The sequence below is a fragment of the Peribacillus sp. NPDC097197 genome (genome assembly GCF_050278025.1).
Taxonomy (GTDB): Bacteria; Bacillota; Bacilli; order Bacillales; family DSM-1321; genus Peribacillus.
In genome coordinates this window covers 40,315-58,412 of sequence record NZ_JBNNST010000004.1, presented here as the reverse complement: position 1 = coordinate 58,412, position 18,098 = coordinate 40,315, and the positions used below count along the sequence as shown (strand labels likewise).

20 protein-coding genes are annotated in these 18,098 nt (G+C 42.5%); 17 read left to right on the top strand and 3 right to left on the bottom strand.

The features are described 5' to 3' along the window. The first annotated feature begins 19 nt into the window (after nucleotides 1-19). Genes aroE through ACQKL6_RS06905 form a run of 6 tightly spaced genes read left to right on the top strand, consistent with a single transcriptional unit; the run spans nucleotide 20 to nucleotide 3,390 of the window. Nucleotides 20-862: a shikimate dehydrogenase gene (gene aroE, locus ACQKL6_RS06930; RefSeq protein ID WP_402958370.1), complete on the top strand. Its 843-nt coding sequence runs from the start codon at nucleotides 20-22 to the stop codon at nucleotides 860-862. Beyond that, nucleotides 856-1,146 (top strand): ribosome assembly RNA-binding protein YhbY, encoded by a 291-nt coding sequence (gene yhbY, locus ACQKL6_RS06925; protein ID WP_402869643.1) that lies wholly within the window; start codon nucleotides 856-858, stop codon nucleotides 1,144-1,146. Before aroE ends, yhbY begins: the two co-directional genes overlap by 7 nt. Nucleotides 1,147-1,162: 16 nt before the next feature. Further along, nucleotides 1,163-1,732, top strand: a complete 570-nt coding sequence (locus tag ACQKL6_RS06920; protein ID WP_402869641.1) for a nicotinate-nucleotide adenylyltransferase — start codon at nucleotides 1,163-1,165, stop codon at nucleotides 1,730-1,732. After that, nucleotides 1,722-2,294 (top strand): bis(5'-nucleosyl)-tetraphosphatase (symmetrical) YqeK, encoded by a 573-nt coding sequence (yqeK, locus tag ACQKL6_RS06915; protein WP_427650887.1) that lies wholly within the window; start codon nucleotides 1,722-1,724, stop codon nucleotides 2,292-2,294. The genes ACQKL6_RS06920 and yqeK overlap by 11 nt, the downstream gene beginning before the upstream one ends. Then, nucleotides 2,294-2,650: a ribosome silencing factor gene (gene rsfS, locus ACQKL6_RS06910; protein WP_402869637.1), complete on the top strand. Its 357-nt coding sequence runs from the start codon at nucleotides 2,294-2,296 to the stop codon at nucleotides 2,648-2,650. Before yqeK ends, rsfS begins: the two co-directional genes overlap by 1 nt. Continuing rightward, nucleotides 2,647-3,390 carry a class I SAM-dependent DNA methyltransferase gene (locus ACQKL6_RS06905; protein ID WP_427650886.1) on the top strand — a complete coding sequence of 248 codons (744 nt, stop codon included), beginning with the start codon at nucleotides 2,647-2,649 and terminating at the stop codon, nucleotides 3,388-3,390. The genes rsfS and ACQKL6_RS06905 overlap by 4 nt, the downstream gene beginning before the upstream one ends. A 112-nt stretch (nucleotides 3,391-3,502) precedes the next feature. Here ACQKL6_RS06905 and comER read toward each other — a convergent pair whose 3' ends face one another. Further along, complete coding sequence (gene comER / locus ACQKL6_RS06900) at nucleotides 3,503-4,333, bottom strand: late competence protein ComER (protein ID WP_407408692.1); 831 nt, start codon at nucleotides 4,331-4,333, stop codon at nucleotides 3,503-3,505. Nucleotides 4,334-4,442: 109 nt separating this feature from the next. Here comER and ACQKL6_RS06895 point away from each other — a divergent pair, with 109 nt between their 5' ends. The 3 genes from ACQKL6_RS06895 (at nucleotide 4,443) to ACQKL6_RS06885 (ending at nucleotide 8,056) form a co-directional block, all read left to right on the top strand. Next, the gene (locus tag ACQKL6_RS06895; RefSeq protein WP_427650885.1) at nucleotides 4,443-5,087 is read left to right on the top strand and encodes a helix-hairpin-helix domain-containing protein; all 645 of its coding nucleotides are present in this window, start codon (nucleotides 4,443-4,445) and stop codon (nucleotides 5,085-5,087) included. Nucleotides 5,088-5,170: 83 nt separating this feature from the next. Next, on the top strand, nucleotides 5,171-5,728 hold the full coding sequence (locus ACQKL6_RS06890; protein ID WP_402869629.1) for a ComE operon protein 2: 558 nt from the start codon (nucleotides 5,171-5,173) through the stop codon (nucleotides 5,726-5,728). Between the two features lie 21 nt (nucleotides 5,729-5,749). Next, on the top strand, nucleotides 5,750-8,056 hold the full coding sequence (locus tag ACQKL6_RS06885; protein ID WP_427650884.1) for a DNA internalization-related competence protein ComEC/Rec2: 2,307 nt from the start codon (nucleotides 5,750-5,752) through the stop codon (nucleotides 8,054-8,056). Between the two features lie 68 nt (nucleotides 8,057-8,124). Here the strand turns inward: ACQKL6_RS06885 and ACQKL6_RS06880 are convergent, their stop codons facing one another. Continuing rightward, nucleotides 8,125-8,259, bottom strand: a complete 135-nt coding sequence (locus ACQKL6_RS06880; protein WP_402869625.1) for a YqzM family protein — start codon at nucleotides 8,257-8,259, stop codon at nucleotides 8,125-8,127. A gap of 324 nt (nucleotides 8,260-8,583) precedes the next feature. Between ACQKL6_RS06880 and holA the strand changes: the two genes are divergently transcribed. Continuing rightward, a complete protein-coding gene (holA, locus tag ACQKL6_RS06875; protein ID WP_427650883.1) occupies nucleotides 8,584-9,597 on the top strand; it encodes a DNA polymerase III subunit delta in 1,014 nt (337 codons plus the stop codon). 83 nt (nucleotides 9,598-9,680) lie between these two features. Here holA and rpsT read toward each other — a convergent pair whose 3' ends face one another. Further along, nucleotides 9,681-9,947: a 30S ribosomal protein S20 gene (gene rpsT, locus ACQKL6_RS06870; protein ID WP_402869621.1), complete on the bottom strand. Its 267-nt coding sequence runs from the start codon at nucleotides 9,945-9,947 to the stop codon at nucleotides 9,681-9,683. 271 nt (nucleotides 9,948-10,218) lie between these two features. Here rpsT and gpr point away from each other — a divergent pair, with 271 nt between their 5' ends. The 7 genes from gpr to grpE all read left to right on the top strand — a co-directional run bounded on the left by gpr (nucleotide 10,219) and on the right by grpE (nucleotide 18,060). Continuing rightward, nucleotides 10,219-11,337: a GPR endopeptidase gene (gpr, locus tag ACQKL6_RS06865; RefSeq protein WP_402869619.1), complete on the top strand. Its 1,119-nt coding sequence runs from the start codon at nucleotides 10,219-10,221 to the stop codon at nucleotides 11,335-11,337. A gap of 85 nt (nucleotides 11,338-11,422) precedes the next feature. Continuing rightward, entirely contained in the window at nucleotides 11,423-12,625 is a 1,203-nt protein-coding gene (gene spoIIP, locus ACQKL6_RS06860; RefSeq protein WP_402958387.1) for a stage II sporulation protein P, read from the top strand. Between the two features lie 19 nt (nucleotides 12,626-12,644). Then, on the top strand, nucleotides 12,645-12,968 hold the full coding sequence (locus ACQKL6_RS06855) for a YqxA family protein (protein ID WP_402986315.1): 324 nt from the start codon (nucleotides 12,645-12,647) through the stop codon (nucleotides 12,966-12,968). A 177-nt stretch (nucleotides 12,969-13,145) separates the two neighbouring features. Beyond that, complete coding sequence (gene lepA, locus ACQKL6_RS06850) at nucleotides 13,146-14,981, top strand: translation elongation factor 4 (protein ID WP_402869612.1); 1,836 nt, start codon at nucleotides 13,146-13,148, stop codon at nucleotides 14,979-14,981. Nucleotides 14,982-15,063: 82 nt separating this feature from the next. Continuing rightward, nucleotides 15,064-16,215, top strand: a complete 1,152-nt coding sequence (hemW, locus tag ACQKL6_RS06845; protein WP_427650882.1) for a radical SAM family heme chaperone HemW — start codon at nucleotides 15,064-15,066, stop codon at nucleotides 16,213-16,215. A 125-nt stretch (nucleotides 16,216-16,340) separates the two neighbouring features. Further along, nucleotides 16,341-17,369 carry a heat-inducible transcriptional repressor HrcA gene (hrcA, locus tag ACQKL6_RS06840; protein ID WP_402869608.1) on the top strand — a complete coding sequence of 343 codons (1,029 nt, stop codon included), beginning with the start codon at nucleotides 16,341-16,343 and terminating at the stop codon, nucleotides 17,367-17,369. A gap of 94 nt (nucleotides 17,370-17,463) precedes the next feature. Continuing rightward, nucleotides 17,464-18,060, top strand: coding sequence for a nucleotide exchange factor GrpE (gene grpE, locus ACQKL6_RS06835; protein ID WP_402869898.1), 597 nt, complete (start codon nucleotides 17,464-17,466; stop codon nucleotides 18,058-18,060). The last annotated feature ends 38 nt before the right edge of the window (nucleotides 18,061-18,098 follow it).

The following is an 18,098-nucleotide window of genomic DNA, read 5'->3' as shown; positions in this document are numbered from 1 at the left end:
CCATAGGGGAAGGGATTCCATGAAGAAGATATTTGGTGTAATAGGGGATCCAATTGCTCATTCGATGTCTCCGGACATTCATAATGATGCTTTTGAAAAAGAAAATATACAGGCCGTTTATCATCATTTTCATGTCAAACCAGATAGTTTGCCTGATGCGATAAAAGGCATGAAAGCCCTTGGTGTATCAGGGTTTAACATAACGATTCCACATAAGACCCCAGTCATTCCCCTACTCGATGAGGTAGACGAATTGGCGCTTGCCATCGGGGCAGTAAATACAGTTTTTAACGAAAAAGGCCGCTTTATAGGGTATAATACAGACGGAATAGGATTTTATAGATCTTTATGCGATGAAATATCAGGTGACATTAAGGCTAAAAAAACGTTAGTGATCGGAGCGGGCGGTGCTGCACGTGCCATTTACTTCACCCTTGTTAAAGAAGGGGTAAAGCAAGTTGATATTGCGAACCGGACGAAGGACCGGGCAGCCCACCTTGTTTCTGATTGCCCATATGATAAAGAATCAAAGGCGCTCACGATTGACGAGGCGGAACAAAGCTTATCACAATATGATTTGATCATCCAAACAACATCTTGCGGGATGAGTCCGAAGTTGGATCAATCCCCAATGAAGTTAGACCAGCTTAAGGCCGGTGCATTTGTCAGTGACATTATCTATAATCCTTTGCAAACGCAGTTTCTACGTGAAGCCAAGGAAAAAGGAGCGGTAACGCTTAATGGACTTGGCATGTTCGTCAACCAAGCTGCGTATGCTTTCGAGATTTGGACCGGAATCAAGCCGGACACAACAAGAATGACAGATATTGTCTTGAACAAACTAGGAGGTAACACATGTTAACAGGAAAGCAGAAAAGATTTTTACGTTCAAAGGCCCATCATCTAAATCCAATTTTCCAAGTTGGAAAAGGCGGGGTCAATGACAATCTCATCAAGCAAATTGGTGAGGCGCTAGAAGTACGCGAATTGATTAAAGTGAGCATCCTGCAAAACTGTGATGAGGAACGTAATGAAGTAGGACGTGCTTTATCAAAAGGTGCAAGAGCGGAATTGGTTCAAATTATCGGTAATACAATCGTATTATATAAAGAATCAAGAGAAAACAAACAAATTAAATTACCGTAAGGGACCTACCTATCTTATGAAAAAAATTGGAATTCTTGGCGGTACATTCAATCCTCCACATATCGGACATTTAATTATTGCTAATGAAGTGCTAGATGCTCTAGAGTTAGATGAAGTCAGATTTATGCCCAATCATGTTCCTCCCCATAAGGAAAAAACGGAGGAAGTTACCGATTTGGACAGGATGGCTATGCTTGAAGATGCTATAGCCGGGCATCCCTCTTTTTATATAGAAGGTATTGAAATTGAAAGAAAAGGCACATCCTATACACATGATACAATGAAATTGCTGAAAGAGCGTGAACCTGACACAGAATTCTTTTTCATCATTGGTGCGGATATGATCGAGTATTTACCTAAATGGCATCGTATTGACGAGCTAGTCAAGCTTGTGAACTTTGTCGGGGTGAAAAGGCCGGGCTATAACGAAAAAACGGACTACCCTATTACGATGGTTCAAGTCCCACAGATGTTCATCTCCTCCTCCATGATCCGAAGGAAGTTAAGGACAGGGAAAACCGTGAAATACTTATTAGCCGATCCAGTGGTGAAGTATATAAAAGGGAATGACTTATATGAATCGTGAGGAAGCATTAGCGCTTGTCAGAAAACAAATCACCGAGCGTAGATATATTCATACTTTGGGCGTGGTCGAGTCTGCGATTGAACTTGCAGGACGATATGGTGCCGACGTCAAAAAGGCGGAACTGGCAGCCATTTTTCACGATTATGCAAAATTTCGTCCAAAAGAGGAAATGGAGCAAATCATCATCTCTGAAAAAATGGCACCGGACCTATTGGAATACAATATGGAGCTTTGGCATGCCCCGGTTGGTGCTTACCTGGTAGAAAAAGAGGCCGGGATCACCGATCGTGAAATACTTGATGCAATCGCCTATCACACGTCAGGCCGGGTGGGAATGAGCCTTTTGGATAAGGTCGTCTATCTTGCCGACTATATTGAACCAGGGCGTTCTTTCCCAGGGGTCGACGAAGTGAGGCAGACAGCCAAGGAAAACCTGGATCAGGCTGTCATACAGGCTTTGCGAAATACAGTGGCCTTTTTAATGAAAAGAAATCAGGCCATTTACCCTGATACATTTAAGACATATAATGATCTAATCATGAATTTGAAGGAGAAGATGTAATGACTGAACGTGAACTTCTAACAATTACAGCAAAAGCGGCGGACGATAAAAGAGCGGAAGATATCGTTGCCTTAAATATGAAGGGAATTTCCTTGGTGGCGGATTACTTTTTGATTTGTCATGGTAATTCCGAAAAACAAGTACAAGCCATCGCACGTGAAATGAAGAGCAAAGCGGACGAAGCGGGCATCAATGTTAAGCGCCTTGAAGGTTTTGATGAAGCGAAATGGGTACTTGTTGACCTAGGTGATGTGGTTGCACACGTTTTCCATAAAGATGAAAGAAACTATTATAACCTTGAACGTCTATGGGGAGATGCACCTTTCGAAGATCTTGAGGGTGAACTGACTCAATGACGTACGAACGCTTTGCCTATGTATACGATGAATTAATGAAGGATGCTCCCTATGAAAAATGGTTGTTAATTCTGACGGCGAAGCTAGAGCAATATGGGATAGAAGGAAAGAAAGTACTGGATTTGGCCTGTGGTACCGGTGAGATTACCGTTGAACTGGCGCAGCATGGTTTTGATGTATCCGGTGTGGACTTATCTGATGAAATGCTGATGGTTGCCAATGAAAAAGCGGCGAAGCAAGGATTATCGATTCCTTTATTTCAGCAGGATATGGCAGAACTTGAAGGGCTTGGTCTATATGACTGTGTCACGATTTTTTGTGATTCGCTGAACTACCTTCGCGAGGAAGCGGATATTGTAAAAACTTTCAGCCGGGTTCATGATCATTTGAAGGAAGGCGGATTATTCATGTTCGATGTCCATTCGATTTATAAGATGGAAGAGATCTTCCACAATAATACGTTTGCCGTCAATGATGAAGAAGTCTCCTACATTTGGGACAGTTTCCCGGGGGAAGAACCATACAGTGTCGAGCATGACCTTAGCTTTTTTGTCAGGGACGATCAAAGCGGTTTATATGACCGTTTCGATGAATTACATTACCAGCGGACCTATCCGATTCAACAATACAAACAATGGTTGCAGCAAGCAGGATTCGAAACCCTCGAAATACTGGCGGACCTAGAAGAAAAACCGCCCGTTAACGAAACTGAACGAATCCTTTTTGTAGCCAGGAAATAATATGGGAAATAATAAGGGTCAGACCCCCTTTCGCACGGCGATGCACGAAAGGGGGTCTGACCCTTATTTTATTTTTTATTGGGAAGGAGTTTTGATTTTGGTTCTCGAATAGTTAGTAGGGATGGCCAAATTGTTTTTCGACTTCTTCAAGATCTTCTGCGAATTTTTCATGTGTTGCATGAAAAAGGTGATGAAACATCTCTCCGGTTTCTGCTTCTAAAACTTTGATTCCCTCACCTGTTATCCCGCCTTTTACACACACCTTTTCCTGTAAGGTCGGTAAGGTGTAAATGCCTTTACCCAGCAGTTCTCCCAATCCTATCAACATGTTTTCCGTTAAAATCGTTGCCGTTTTTTTATCGATTTTCGTCGTGTCTACTGCCCCTTCAATAAATGCCTGTGCTAAAAAGCTAAAGAATGCAGGGCCACAGCTGACGATGTCAGAGGCTACACGGGTGATGTCATTATCGATGATGGTTGGCTCTGAGATGGATGAGGCAAGCTTCTGTAGCGACTCCTGCATCTCCTTGCTGCACGTTTCACTGAAGCTCAGTAACGATACCCCTGAACCGACACGGTTCGTTATGCTGGGAATAAAGCGTGCGCATGGACCCTTAACTTCTGCTTCGAGCTGAGAGACAGAGAGAGGGCTTGTAATGGATATGAGTAATTGTTCCTTTTTTATATGATGTTTGATGCCCTGCAATAGGCTATGGATTTGTAAAGGTTTTACGCAGAGAAAGATAAAATCAGCTTGATGGACGACTTCAACTGCACTTGCTGCCAATTGGATGCCAGGATGCTTTTCCTTCAGTACAGAGGCTTTGGAAAGCGTTCGATTGGTAATGATTAAATCCTTTGGCTTCAATACCTCCGCTTCAAGCCACGACTCTATTAAAATCGTCCCCATATTTCCGGTACCGATCACACCGATTTTCTTCATAACTACAACTCCCTTCAAAGAAGCACAACTTCTCAATAAACACTATGGCCGTTTACCCTGTCCTATGACAATGGAATGATGAAATGATACGGAAGGAGCTCAATTAATTATGGAGACAATCCTCAAAAAGAAACTAACATTGGTAGCCGTTGCCATCGTTATTGTGGTAATAGGTTTTTATCTTTTTTTTCAACCAGAAGACGAAACGGCTGGCACAGAAGATATCTTTGCCGCTTCCGCAAACGAAGAGATGGAAGAAGAAACGAAGCCAGAAGCCGAATCGGAACCCAGAATTATGAAAGTCGATGTGAAGGGGGCCGTCCGGACTCCTGGTGTATTTACGGCACAAGCTGGCGATAGGGTAATTGACTTGATTACCGAAGCAGGCAGTTTCACGGATAAGGCGGATAAGGATAAAGTAAACCTGGCACAGCTTGTGGAGGACCAAATGGTCATTTACGTACCGAAGATAGGCGAAGAAGATGTAGAGGGTCCTGCGAATGTTGCTGCCGCTCCAACTAGTTCCATAGCTTCTGAAGGGGCAGCTGGTGGTACAGGAGGTCAAGTGAACTTGAATGCAGCCACACAAGCGGACTTAGAAACGCTTTCTGGAATCGGTCCGTCAAAAGCCACAGCCATCCTTGAATATAGGGAGACAATCGGGAAATTCAAGCAGGTAGAGGATTTGAAGAACGTTTCTGGTATCGGGGATAAAACGTTTGAAAAGTTAAAGGATTCGATTACGGTTCAATAAATAATGAGAATGGGTACACAAAAGGACGGGAAGAAGGTAAAATTGAAGAAAGAAATTTACTGAGTCAAAGGGGACGACAACACATGAATCGGATTAGCTGGGATCAATATTTCATGGCTCAAAGCCATTTGTTAGCGTTAAGAAGCACGTGTACTCGTCTAACTGTGGGGGCAACGATTGTGCGGGATAACCGGATTATTGCGGGTGGGTACAACGGCTCGATTGCGGGGGGCACCCATTGTATCGATGATGGCTGTTATGTCATCGATAATCATTGTGTCAGAACGATTCATGCTGAAATGAACGCGCTTTTACAATGTGCCAAATTTGGCGTGCCGACAGCGGGAGCAGAAATTTATGTGACGCATTTTCCGTGTTTACAATGCTGTAAATCGCTGATACAGGCCGGGATCAAGGCTGTTTACTATGCAGAGGATTACAAAAACCATCCTTATGCTATTGAATTGTTCGAACAGGCCGGAGTTAAGATGGAAAAGGTTGAAGCAAAAGGGGCCATCGACGTGAATGGCAAAGAGAAGCAGGATTTTGTTTTATCTTTGTTGAGTCAACTAGAACAAACCGGTCTCGGAAAAGAGGTAGTTTTGGACCTGGAAAAGCAGGCCAAGCGGTTATTTGATTAATAAATGAAAAGGAGGGTGGGCATGACCAGACACCTTCTTTTCTTAGCGGTTTCTGCCACATTGGGCGTTACGGCCCATTCGAATTTAAGTATGAAGCTTTTAATCTGCATTTTGTTTTTCTTATGTTTTCTTTTTTACTGGAGCGGTGGAAAGTGGAAGGTCCTCATCCTTCATATTGTCATCATGGGGATCTTTATAAGCTCCGCTTCCATAACCGAAATTCGAAACAAGTCCATATATGATGGATCGGAAAGTCACTTCCTCGTAACATTTACTTCCCAGCCAAAACTCGATGGGAATTTGCTAAAAGGGTTCGTCACAAGTGAACAAGGCGAACAACTCCTCTTACGATATACAATCGCTTCCGAACAAGAAAAGGAAGGTTTAAATCAGCACTTGCGCACGGGAATATCCTGTCCGATACAGGGAAGTTTGCAGGTCCCTGAGCCACACCGTAATGAAAACAGCTTCGATTACCAGCAGTATCTTTCCCGTCAGAACACCCACTGGATAGTAAAAGCCGATTCGATCTCTTTTTCAAAATGTAAAATGTCAAAGGCTTCTCTTGTCGTCTCGATTCGCAATTTTCGGATGAAAGGGATTTCCTACATCAAAAAACACTTTCCTAAAGAATCGAGTGGCTTTGTCACAGCCCTGATTTTTGGAGATCAGAGTGAAATCGATGAAGAGGACCTTACCAATTACCAGCGGCTTGGTTTGGTGCATCTCTTGGCAATTTCGGGGCTTCATGTAAGCCTGTTAACGGGCATGTTATTTTATTTGGGAATTCGTATCGGCATCACCCGCGAAAGAATGATAATCCTCATCCTGGTCTTTTTGCCGATTTATACACTATTATCCGGCGGAAGTCCTTCTGTCATGCGTTCCTGTTTGATGGCCATGTTGTTCTTTATCCTGATGCTCTTTAAAAAAAGGCTGTCAGCGAGTGTCACAATTGGCGTCATTTATCTGGTTTTGTTATTTCTTCAGCCAAACATGCTTTATAACATTGGCTTTCAGCTGTCCTTCGCTGTCACATTTTCCATCATCATGTCCTCGGGCATCTTCTTGCACTATCCCCAAAAGATCATGCAGCTCCTCATCATTAGCACAAGCTGTCAATTGGCGGCCCTCCCGATATTGCTTTTCCACTTTTACGAAGTTTCCCTCCTGGGTGTCCTGTTGAATGTCTTGTATGTACCTCTTTATTCCGTGATATTGCTTCCATTTTCATTAATAACGGTCGTTTTGAATCTTTTAGTGCCAGCTCTCGGCCACCCGCTCATAACACTCCTTAATGTGACCTTCACGCTCTGCAATCGTGCCGCCGACTTGGCTTCTGATTTTCCCCTGGCCTCGGTCTCGTTTGGTAAACCAGGCTTTATCATGCTATTGTTCCTACTTGTATCGATTTTGGGCTTGTTTGTGAATTGGGAGACTTCTTTTCGCGCAAGTAAAACTTGGTGGGGGATGTTCATTTTACTTTTACTTCTTCAATTCAATATTCAAAAGCTATCTCCCTTCGGTGAAGTGCAGATCATTGATATTGGCCAGGGTGACTCGATTTTGATTACCCTGCCGTTTAACGCCGGGAATTATTTAATTGATACAGGGGGGCAAATCACATTTCCACTGGAGGAATGGAAGAAGAAGCGTAAGACCTATAATACAGCAGAAGATACCATAATCCCGCTATTGAAAAGTAAAGGAATCCATCATTTGGACAAGCTGATTTTAACGCATGCGGATGCCGATCATATGGGAAGTGCAAAAAAGTTGATCGAGAATTTCAAGGTGGAGGAAGTAATTATTGGTAGCTGGGGCGAGGAGCAATATCGGGATAAAGACTTTATCCCTGTAGCCCGAGACAAGGGCATAAGAATCAAGATGGTGAAAAGAGGCGACTCTTGGAGCGTTGCGGATGCTAAATTTTATGTGTTGAATCCCCACAAGAAAGAAGAAAATACTAATGAGGCCTCCGTTGTTTTGTATGCCGAGATTGGTGGGCTTTCCTGGGTTTTCACGGGTGATATGGGTGAACCGGGGGAAATGGAGCTCATCGATGCATTTCCACAACTACGGGCAGATATTTTGAAGGTGGGCCACCATGGAAGTAAAACATCTTCTTCGATCCCCTTCCTAGAGCAATTACACCCTAAAGCTGCCATCATTTCCGTAGGAAAGGAGAATAGATATGGCCATCCACACGGCCAGGTGTTGGAGTCGATGAAAGCAAATAAAATCATGGTGTTCAGGACGGACGAAGATGGAGCCGTCATTTACAAATATACTAAAAAGGGAGGAACCTTTCGGAAGATTCTTCCATAGTATGTAGAAATCCAAAAGAAAGAGACTGCATCAGCAGCCTCCATCAGGGAAAAATAAGTGCATGAAAATTAGGATCCTACTGCTTTAACGACGACAGCAATGGTGAACATGGCAGCGAAAAATACAAATGAAGCGATGAATCCGATTGCGGAATCAGCGACGTCATCAGTCTTCGATTGGACATTCTTTTCGAATTCGTTCATTGTTTACCCCTCCTATTTCTGCTAATAGTATAAAACATTACCAAAAAAAAATCCACAGGTCACATTCTTCATTTCCTTTACTGACAAGAGTTGTCACAAATAGTTTGCTTAATTGAGGTCAAAATAAAAGTACAAACAAAGCAAGCACGTAATTGTTCTACATGAATGGTTATCGTTTTCAAGGAAGTTTTCCTAGGGCCTTTCTTGAGAGCGTTCATATAGATCCGGAACTAGACCTTAGGGGCTAGTTCCCTTTATAGCTTGTCAAATGGTTCCTCCCACTATACCATTAGAGAAGAATACATAAAAAAGAGGCGGATTCTATTGGTATTAGACGTTTGGAAGAATATAAAAAAAGGGCAATTCGCTCCCGTATATTTGGTATATGGAACAGAAGCCTATTTAATTAATGAAACGAAGCAACTCTTGATAGAGCATGTCCTTCATGAAGATGAAATGGATTTTAACTTTTCTCAATTTGATTTAGAGGAGACGCCAGTCGAAACGGCTCTTGAAGACGTGGAGACCCTCCCTTTCATTGGGGAAAGGCGTCTTGTTTTCATGCAGAACCCATTTTTCCTGACAGCGGAAAAATCAAAGTCCAAGGTAGAACATAATGTGAAAAGATTAGAAGCCTACCTGTCGGACCCTGTTCCTTATTCCATTGTGGTCTTGACGGCCCCTTACGAGAAGCTGGACGAGCGGAAAAAAATCACCAAGGAACTGAAGCGTAAGGCCGTCCTCATTGAGGCGAAGAAGCTGGGCGACCGTGAGCTTAAGGTATGGGTCAAAGAACGGGTCGCAGAATATCAGGTGCAGATCGATGATCAAGCCACGGAACTCCTATTGGAGCTTGCGGGTACAAACTTGATGATGCTGACGAACGAACTGGATAAAATGGCATTGTATGTAGAAGATGAGAAGCGGATAACGACGGAAGTTGTCGAAAAGTTAGTGGCTAAATCGCTTGAACAGAATATCTTTACCCTGGTTGATTCGGTCTTGCAACGAAAAATGGAAAGTGCCATGACCATTCTCCATGATTTACTTCGGCAAAATGAAGAGCCCATTAAAATTTTGAGTGTGATGGCTGGACAAGTGAGGCTCATGTATCAAGTGAAGGAACTATCTCGACAAGGGTATAGTCAGCAAAAAATTGCGGGACAATTGAGGGTACATCCATACAGGGTGAAACTGGCCCTTGAAAAGACAGGCAAATTTCAGGAGAAAGAGCTGCTTAGCATTATAGATGACTTGGCTGAGGCGGATTATCGGATGAAAACTGGTCTGGCTGATAAAGCAATCACTTTAGAATTACTACTACTGAAATTCAGATGAAGGCTTAAAGGGGAGGGGATGGAATGATTCTTTCCCCTTTTTGGGCATAAAAAAAAACGACCCGGAAGGTCGTTTCGTTTTCATTAAGCGTTAAGAGCGTTAAGTCTTTTCGCTAAACGAGATTTTTTACGGGCTGCCGCATTTTTATGGATTAATCCTTTAGATGCAGCTTTGTCTAATTTTACAGCAGCTGTTAAAAGAGCTTCTTTAGCAGCTTCAACGTTTTCTCCAGCTAAAGCAACTTCAGCGTTTTTCACTGTAGTACGCATAGTAGATCGAACTGTAATGTTATGAACGCGTTTTGTGTCGTTAGTTTTCACACGTTTAATAGCAGATTTAATGTTTGGCATTCCGTTCACCTCCTACAAAGAAATCGAGATTATATGAACTCGACTTTTCAAATCCATATCAAATAGCACAAATGATATTCTATCAGACTGCTTAAGATTATGCAATACTCCAGATTGAGAATCGAAAAGTAATTATAATTTCTGAAATTAATTCATCTCGTCATAATGTATTGTACCAAAAAAATGAATAATACAAAAGCTAAAATGAAAGAATGTTTAAGAGAGATGATTAAAATACTAGATTTGACTCATATAAACAGCAGGAGGCGCTATGGTGAAACATTTGGACCTAAGTAATTATAGTATTCGGACAGATCTGGCAATTGAAGCGAAAGAAATTGCCCTTGAAATGAAAGGTGTCGTCGAAGAGAAGGATGTCTCCCATATTGAAGGTGTGATCATTAAAGAAAAAGAAGTGGATGATTTGAAGATTTCCCTAGTTGAGGTCACGGCGGAAGGGGAAAAGGAGATTGGCAAGAAAGAGGGGAGTTACCTAACGATAGAGGTCCAAGGGATCCGCCAACAGGATACGGATACACAGCAACGGGTGGAAAAGGTATTCGCCAACGAGTTAGCGTATTTTTTGAAAAGGAACAAGCTCACAAAGGAAAGCGGTTGCTTAGTCGTTGGTCTGGGTAACTGGAATGTCACCCCTGATGCACTCGGACCGGCTGTCATCGAAAACTTGGTCGTTACGAGACATTTATTCGAGCTGCAGCCGGAGTCGGTAAAGGAAGGATATCGTCCGGTCAGTGCAATTTCTCCCGGGGTGATGGGGATCACAGGGATCGAGACGAGTGACATCATCAAAGGCGTCATTGAAAAAAGCAAGCCGGATTTCCTTATCATTGTAGATGCCTTGGCGGCCCGTTCCATTGACCGGGTGAATTCAACCATTCAAATAACGGATACGGGCATCCATCCCGGTTCAGGGGTAGGGAACAAACGCAAAGAATTGAGCCAGGAAACATTAGGCGTCCCTGTTATCGCCATTGGGATCCCTACTGTCGTCGATGCCGTATCGATCACGAGCGACACAATCGATTATATCTTGAAGCATTTTGGCAAGGAACTGAAAGAAGGAGGTCGGCCTTCACGCGCCTTGGCCCCCGCTGGATTCAGCTTCGGAAAAAGGAAAAAGCTAAAAGATGAGGATATGCCAGGCGAGAAGGAACGGGAAACTTTCTTGGGAATGGTCGGTGTGCTTCCGGATGAAGAGAAGCGTAAATTGATTTATGAAGTGCTCTCGCCACTAGGTCATAATTTAATGGTTACACCAAAGGAAGTCGATGTATTCATTGAAGATATGGCCAATCTGATAGCCAACGGTTTGAATGCGGCTTTACATGAATCAATCAATCAAGGTAATGCGGGCTTCTACACCCGCTAAACGGCATTAGTGCCCAAAAATGGTGTTCTACCCTCTCTAGCAAAGTCATAAGTATTAGTAGACAAGCTATAGAGAGGGTGGACGGATGAAAAGGAGAAAATCTCCAGGTATTATTACAGCTATTCACGGATCAACGATTGTAAAAACGTTTCTAGGTATCCTAGCCTTGCTTCTTTTTGTTTTTTCCGTCAGCGGGGTCATGACTTCATTACGGCCGGAATATCGCATTACCTCGAATTCCGTACATACTGTCGCTAACCAATTTTCAGGTAAAATGCTATTTTCAATGCTGGCCAATGAAAACCATTACTTCTTCAGTGCCTTGCCTGAAGGAAAAGAACAATCGATTGTCATGGAGCAGTTAGTAAAGCTTTCGACCAACATCTCAATGGAGGATCCCCGTAGTTTGCTAGGTCGGGAATTACCAGGGTTCTCGATTTTTGATAACGAGATCCTTGTCGCAGGTGAAGGAACGAACTATACGAATATGCCGTATGAATCTCCACCACCTTTAGAGGTGATGAATGATGAAAGAGATGCATCTCTGCAAAATCTGGATGAAATAGAAGAACCTGATAAGAAGACAACGCCCAATCAACCCAAGCAAACGACCAATGGCCGCAAGGTGGTAGAAATATATCATAGCCATAATCGGGAGTCGTACCTGCCTTATCTAAAGGGTGTCACCGACCCAGATCTTGCGTATCATTCTGAAATCAATATTACAAAACTCGGAACACGGATGACCGCCGATCTCGCGGATAAAGGTATAGGAGCCTCTCTAAATAAAACGGATGTGATGGGGAACTTGAATAGCAAGGGCTTGAATTTTGCAAAAGCGTACCAGGAATCGCGTAAAACCGTTCAGACGGCAATGGCGAATAATAAGGATATAGAATATCTCATCGATATCCATCGTGATTCCAAAAGGAAAAAACATACGACGATCACCATTAATGGCAAACAATACGCCAAGATAGCTTTTGTTGTGGGAGGGGACAACCCGAATTATGAAAAAAATGCGGCACTTGCCAATAAAATGCATAAAGCGTTAGAAAAAAAATACCCTGGTATCTCGCGTGGGGTCATGAAACAGGGCGGGGCAAGAAATAATGGAGTTTACAATCAAGATTTGACGGGTAATGCAATGCTTTTGGAAATTGGAGGCGTCGATAATACATTCGAGGAAATGTATTTAACGGTCGACGCATTCACTGATGTGTTCAGCGAATTGTATTGGGATGCTAAGGCTGTGGATGGCATCAAGGGAGAATCGGAAGCAAAGTAATTTGGAAGGAGCCTCTATCATGGTTCGATTTTGGTTGAAATGCACGGGCGTTTTACTTATTTTGTTTTTAGGTGTACTTATCGGGATGCAGCAGGCAAACGACGGCATGAAAAAAATGAAAGGGTATGAAGACCCCGCTTTAAATAGTGCTTTCACCATTAACCAATCGGAGCAGGGAGAAATGGAAGCGGATATCCTTGGGCAAAAAGTGACGAGTCATGATATAGAGACGAAAAAAGAAAAGCTGGAGGAAATGAAAGCTTATAATTTTTTCTCCTCCCTTGGCAAGAGTCTGGGTGAAACCGTATCAGCAGCTTTTAACGCACTTTTTAATATGATTTAGTAGTAGGATAAGCCGGTAGAAAGTTCTAGAAAAAGGCTCCATTCAAATTGAATGCAGCCTTTTTTGCTATCTCCTTCTTCATAATGGACTGTCCTTGTAACTATTCTGTTGAATCTTGCATTTTCTATTGATATAATGAAAAATAGTGTATTGTGTCGACTATTGGGAGTGAACGTTATGAATAGAGAAGAGAAATTAAAAAGACAATCAAAGATTCGTAACTTTTCCATCATCGCTCATATTGATCATGGTAAATCAACATTGGCGGATCGTATCATAGAAAAGACGAACGCCATGACTCAACGTGAAATGAAGAGTCAATTGTTAGATTCTATGGACTTAGAGCGTGAGCGTGGAATTACGATTAAATTGAATGCGATTCAATTGAAATATAAGGCGAAAGATGGCGAAGAATATATCTTCCATCTTATCGATACACCGGGGCACGTAGATTTCACTTACGAGGTTTCACGAAGCCTTGCTGCGTGTGAAGGTGCAGTCCTTGTCGTGGATGCTGCTCAAGGCATCGAGGCCCAGACGCTTGCCAATGTTTATTTAGCATTGGACAATAACCTGGAAATTTTACCTGTCATCAATAAGATTGACTTGCCAAGTGCCGACCCTGAGCGGGTCCGTGGTGAAATCGAGGATGTAATCGGTCTTGATGCATCTGATGCCGTTTTATGCTCAGCTAAAGCTGGAATTGGAATTGAGGATATTTTAGAACAGGTCGTAGAATTGGTTCCGGCACCTCAGGGTGATCCGGACGGACCGTTTAAAGCACTTATTTTTGACTCCGTATTTGATGCTTATCGCGGTGTAGTAGCTTACATCCGGGTTGTTGAGGGTTCTATAAAAGTGGGTGATAAAATCAAGATGATGTCCACTGGTAAGGAATTTGATGTGACCGAATTGGGCGTCTTCAATCCGAAAGTCCAAATGCTTGATGAACTGACAGTGGGGGATGTAGGTTTCCTGACCGCAGCCATTAAGAATGTCAGTGATACGACTGTAGGGGATACGATTACGAGTGCCAATAATCCCGCGACAGAAGCCTTGCCTGGTTACCGGAAGATGAATCCGATGGTTTATTGCGGTTTATACCCGATTGATGCATCTAAATTCAATGATTTACGTGATGCTTTAGAAAAACTGGAGTTGAATGATTCAGCGTTGCAATTCGAGGCAGAGTCTTCTCAAGCGTTAGGATTTGGTTTCCGTTGTGGCTTCCTTGGCCTTCTTCATATGGAAATCATTCAAGAACGTATCGAGCGTGAATTCAAAATCGATTTGATCACGACAGCACCAAGTGTTATATATGACGTTATCCTTACAGATGGAACGTCCATAAAGGTGGATAATCCATCCAATATGCCGGATCCACAAAAAATCGAAAACGTCGAAGAACCTTATGTTAAGGCGACCATGATGGCACCAACAGAATTTACGGGAACCATCATGGAAATCTGCCAAAACAAACGTGGGAATTTCATCGATATGGAATACGTGGATGAAACGCGCGTAAGTATCCATTATGAGATTCCGTTGTCAGAAATCGTCTATGATTTCTTTGATCAATTGAAATCCAATACAAGAGGGTATGCTTCATTCGATTATGAGTTGATCGGATATAAGCCATCCAAACTTGTCAAAATGGATATCTTGTTGAATGGCGAAACGGTCGATGCATTAAGTTTCATCGTCCATAAGGACTTTGCTTATGAACGTGGAAAAATCATCGTTGAAAAATTGAAGAAATTGATTCCAAGACAGCAATTCGAAGTGCCGATCCAAGCGGCTATCGGACAAAAAATCGTGGCCCGTTCTTCCATTAGTGCCATGCGTAAAAACGTATTGGCTAAATGTTACGGTGGCGATATTTCCCGTAAACGTAAATTGCTTGAAAAACAAAAACAAGGTAAAAAGCGGATGAAACAAGTGGGTTCCGTTGAAGTGCCACAAGAAGCCTTCATGGCTGTCCTGAAAATGGATGACACGACTCCAAAAAAATAAATGATAGTAGAAAAAAGAGGGTAGACAGGATCTAGCCTCTTTTTCTATCGGTCCATTCGATTAAATAAAGGTTGTGAACTTAATGATTAAAAGTGCTTACCTGCATATCCCGTTTTGTGAACATATTTGCCACTATTGTGATTTTAATAAAGTTTTCTTACAAGGGCAGCCCGTTGATGAATATTTACGGATGATGAAAAGGGAAATGAAAATGCAACTTGCTAAATATCCGACAACGGAACTGGATACGGTCTTTGTTGGTGGGGGAACACCCACCTCACTTGATGAAAAGCAGCTATCCTTCCTTTGTGAGGCCATCAATGAGACCCTCCCTTTCGATGCCAAACAGGCTGAGTATACGTTTGAAGCCAATCCCGGGGACCTTTCGAGAGAAAAGCTTGAAATCCTCTTTCAAGCAGGCGTGAATAGGCTAAGTTTTGGGGTACAAAGCTTTAATGACGAATTATTGAAGCGCATCGGCCGAACACATCGGGCATCCGAGGTGTATGAAACCATTCAGTTGGCTCAGGATGTGGGCTTCACCAATATTACGATTGACTTGATTTATGGATTACCGGGGCAAACTATGGAAGATTTCGAGGATACACTCGCGAAAGCCCTTGCCCTGCAACTTCCTCACTATTCCAGTTATTCCTTGATCGTCGAACCAAAGACGGTCTTTTACAATCAAATGCGTAAAGGCACATTGAATCTCCCTCCACAGGAACTAGAGGCTTCCATGTATGAGCGGCTGATGGAAGAGATGGAGAGGCATGGAATGCATCAATATGAAATCAGTAATTTTGCTCGCCCCGGTTTTGAAAGTAAGCATAATCTGACATACTGGGACAATAAAGAGTATTATGGCATCGGTGCTGGAGCTCATGGATATACGGGCGGCAAAAGAGTGGCCAATCATGGTCCGGTAAAAAAATACATCACTCCTTTGCTAAAAGGTGAATTGCCTGTTTTAGATGAACATCCTGTGCCGCTCTATGAAAAAATGGAAGAAGAGATGTTTTTGGGGCTCCGGAAAACAAAAGGCGTCTCCCTAGAAACATTCAAAAGCAAATTTTCTGTAGAAATGAACGAGATTTTCGGGGAATCGCTCGAAGAACAAATGAAAAAGGGGTTACTCACGATTGAGGACGGGTTCGTAAGCCTGACTGAGCGTGGCAAATTGCTTGGTAATGAAGTGTTTCAATCGTTTTTGGGAGTGGTTGATACGGATTGATGGAAATCTCTTGTCCTATAAACGGTAATTTAGCGGTTTTCATTATTGACATCATCAGCTTCATTTGATAATTTATTAGTATATTAGCACTCAGGAAGTTAGAGTGCTAACAGAGGTGATCATACATGCTAACTGATCGTCAATTATTGATTCTGCAAGTGATAATCGAGGATTTTATCCATTCAGCCCAGCCTGTCGGGTCGCGAAGCTTGTCGAAGAAAGATGAAATTACGTTCAGCTCGGCCACTATTCGCAATGAAATGTCTGATCTTGAAGAATTGGGTTTTTTAGAAAAAACTCATACATCTTCAGGAAGGGTTCCTTCTGAAAAAGGGTATAGATATTATGTGGATCATTTACTTTCTCCTCAAGCTCCAAAAAAGAATGAAATGAAATTGTTGAAATCCGTGTTCGTGGAGCGCATTTATGAACTGGAAAAGATTGTCCAAAAGTCAGCTAAGATACTCTCTGAATTGACGAATTACACGGCAATCGTTCTTGGCCCCAAAGTCAATGAACATAAGCTGAAAAAGATTCAAATCATTCCATTGAGTCCTGAAACGGCAATTGCGATCATCATCACTGACACAGGCCATGTTGAAAATCGAATGATTTCCCTGCCTCCTTCTTTCGATATCAATGAAATCGAGAAGGTAGTCAATATTTTAAATGCCCGGTTAGTGGATGTACCGCTTGTCGAGCTGAAGGATAAGATCTATAAGGAAGTGGCGGTCTTATTGAGCCATCACATCCATAATTATGGATCGGTCGTTTCCGTTCTTGCGGACACCCTCACGGATACGAAACCGGAAAAAATATTTTTCGGTGGTAAAACGAATATCTTGAGGCAGCCTGAGTTCCATGACATTGCAAAAGTCAGCACACTTTTATCCATGATCGAACAGGAACAAGGATTTTATGATCTCATTACGAAAAACCCATCTGGCATTCATGTCAAGATTGGCCGTGAAAATCAAAATACAGTCCTTGAGGATTGTAGTTTGATTACCGCGACGTATTCAATCGGGCAGGAACAAGTGGGCACCTTGGCAATATTGGGTCCAACTCGAATGGAATATTCGAGAGTAATCAGTCTCCTTTCTTTTTTCTCGAAGGATTTAACGACGTTGATGACAAAGCTGTATCAAAAATAGGAGCAAAGGTAATAGTAAGGTGGCGGTAAAAGGGTTACCACCGCCCAACCTATTACTTAAGCATAAATTTGTATAATCCTTTAGGGGAGGTGAGATTGTGGAAAATAAAAACAATGAACAGACATTAAATAATGAAACAATCGAGGAAAGCACGGAAGAAGCGGTTTTTGCTGAAGAAGTGAATTCATCGGAAGAAACTCAGGAGGAAACTCCGGTAGAAAAAGATGAGCTACAGTTGGCTCAAGAAAAGATTCAGGAACTAGAAGCTAAAATCGAAGAAATGGATAACCGTTACCTTCGTTTGCAAGCTGATTTCGATAATTCTAGACGCCGTGCAAAGCTTGATATGGAAGCGGCTCAAAAATATAGAGTGCAAGATATTGCTGGGAATTTGGTCGAGGCTCTTGATAACTTTGAAAGAGCGACTAAAATCGAAGCGGATAATGAGCAAACAAAGTCCCTTCTTCAAGGCATGGAAATGGTCTATAAAGGCATTATTGGTGCATTGGCGAAAGAAGGCATCGAACCGATCAATTCTGTCGGTGAAGAATTCGATCCGCGTTTGCATCAAGCCGTCATGCAAGTTCAAGATGAGAACTTCGGTTCGAACATCGTTGTGGAAGAATTCCAAAAAGGATATCTTCTTAAGGACCGAGTGATTCGCCCGGCCATGGTAAAGGTAAACGAATAAAGAAATCATTACATATAAATATTGGGAGGTAGTGTAAC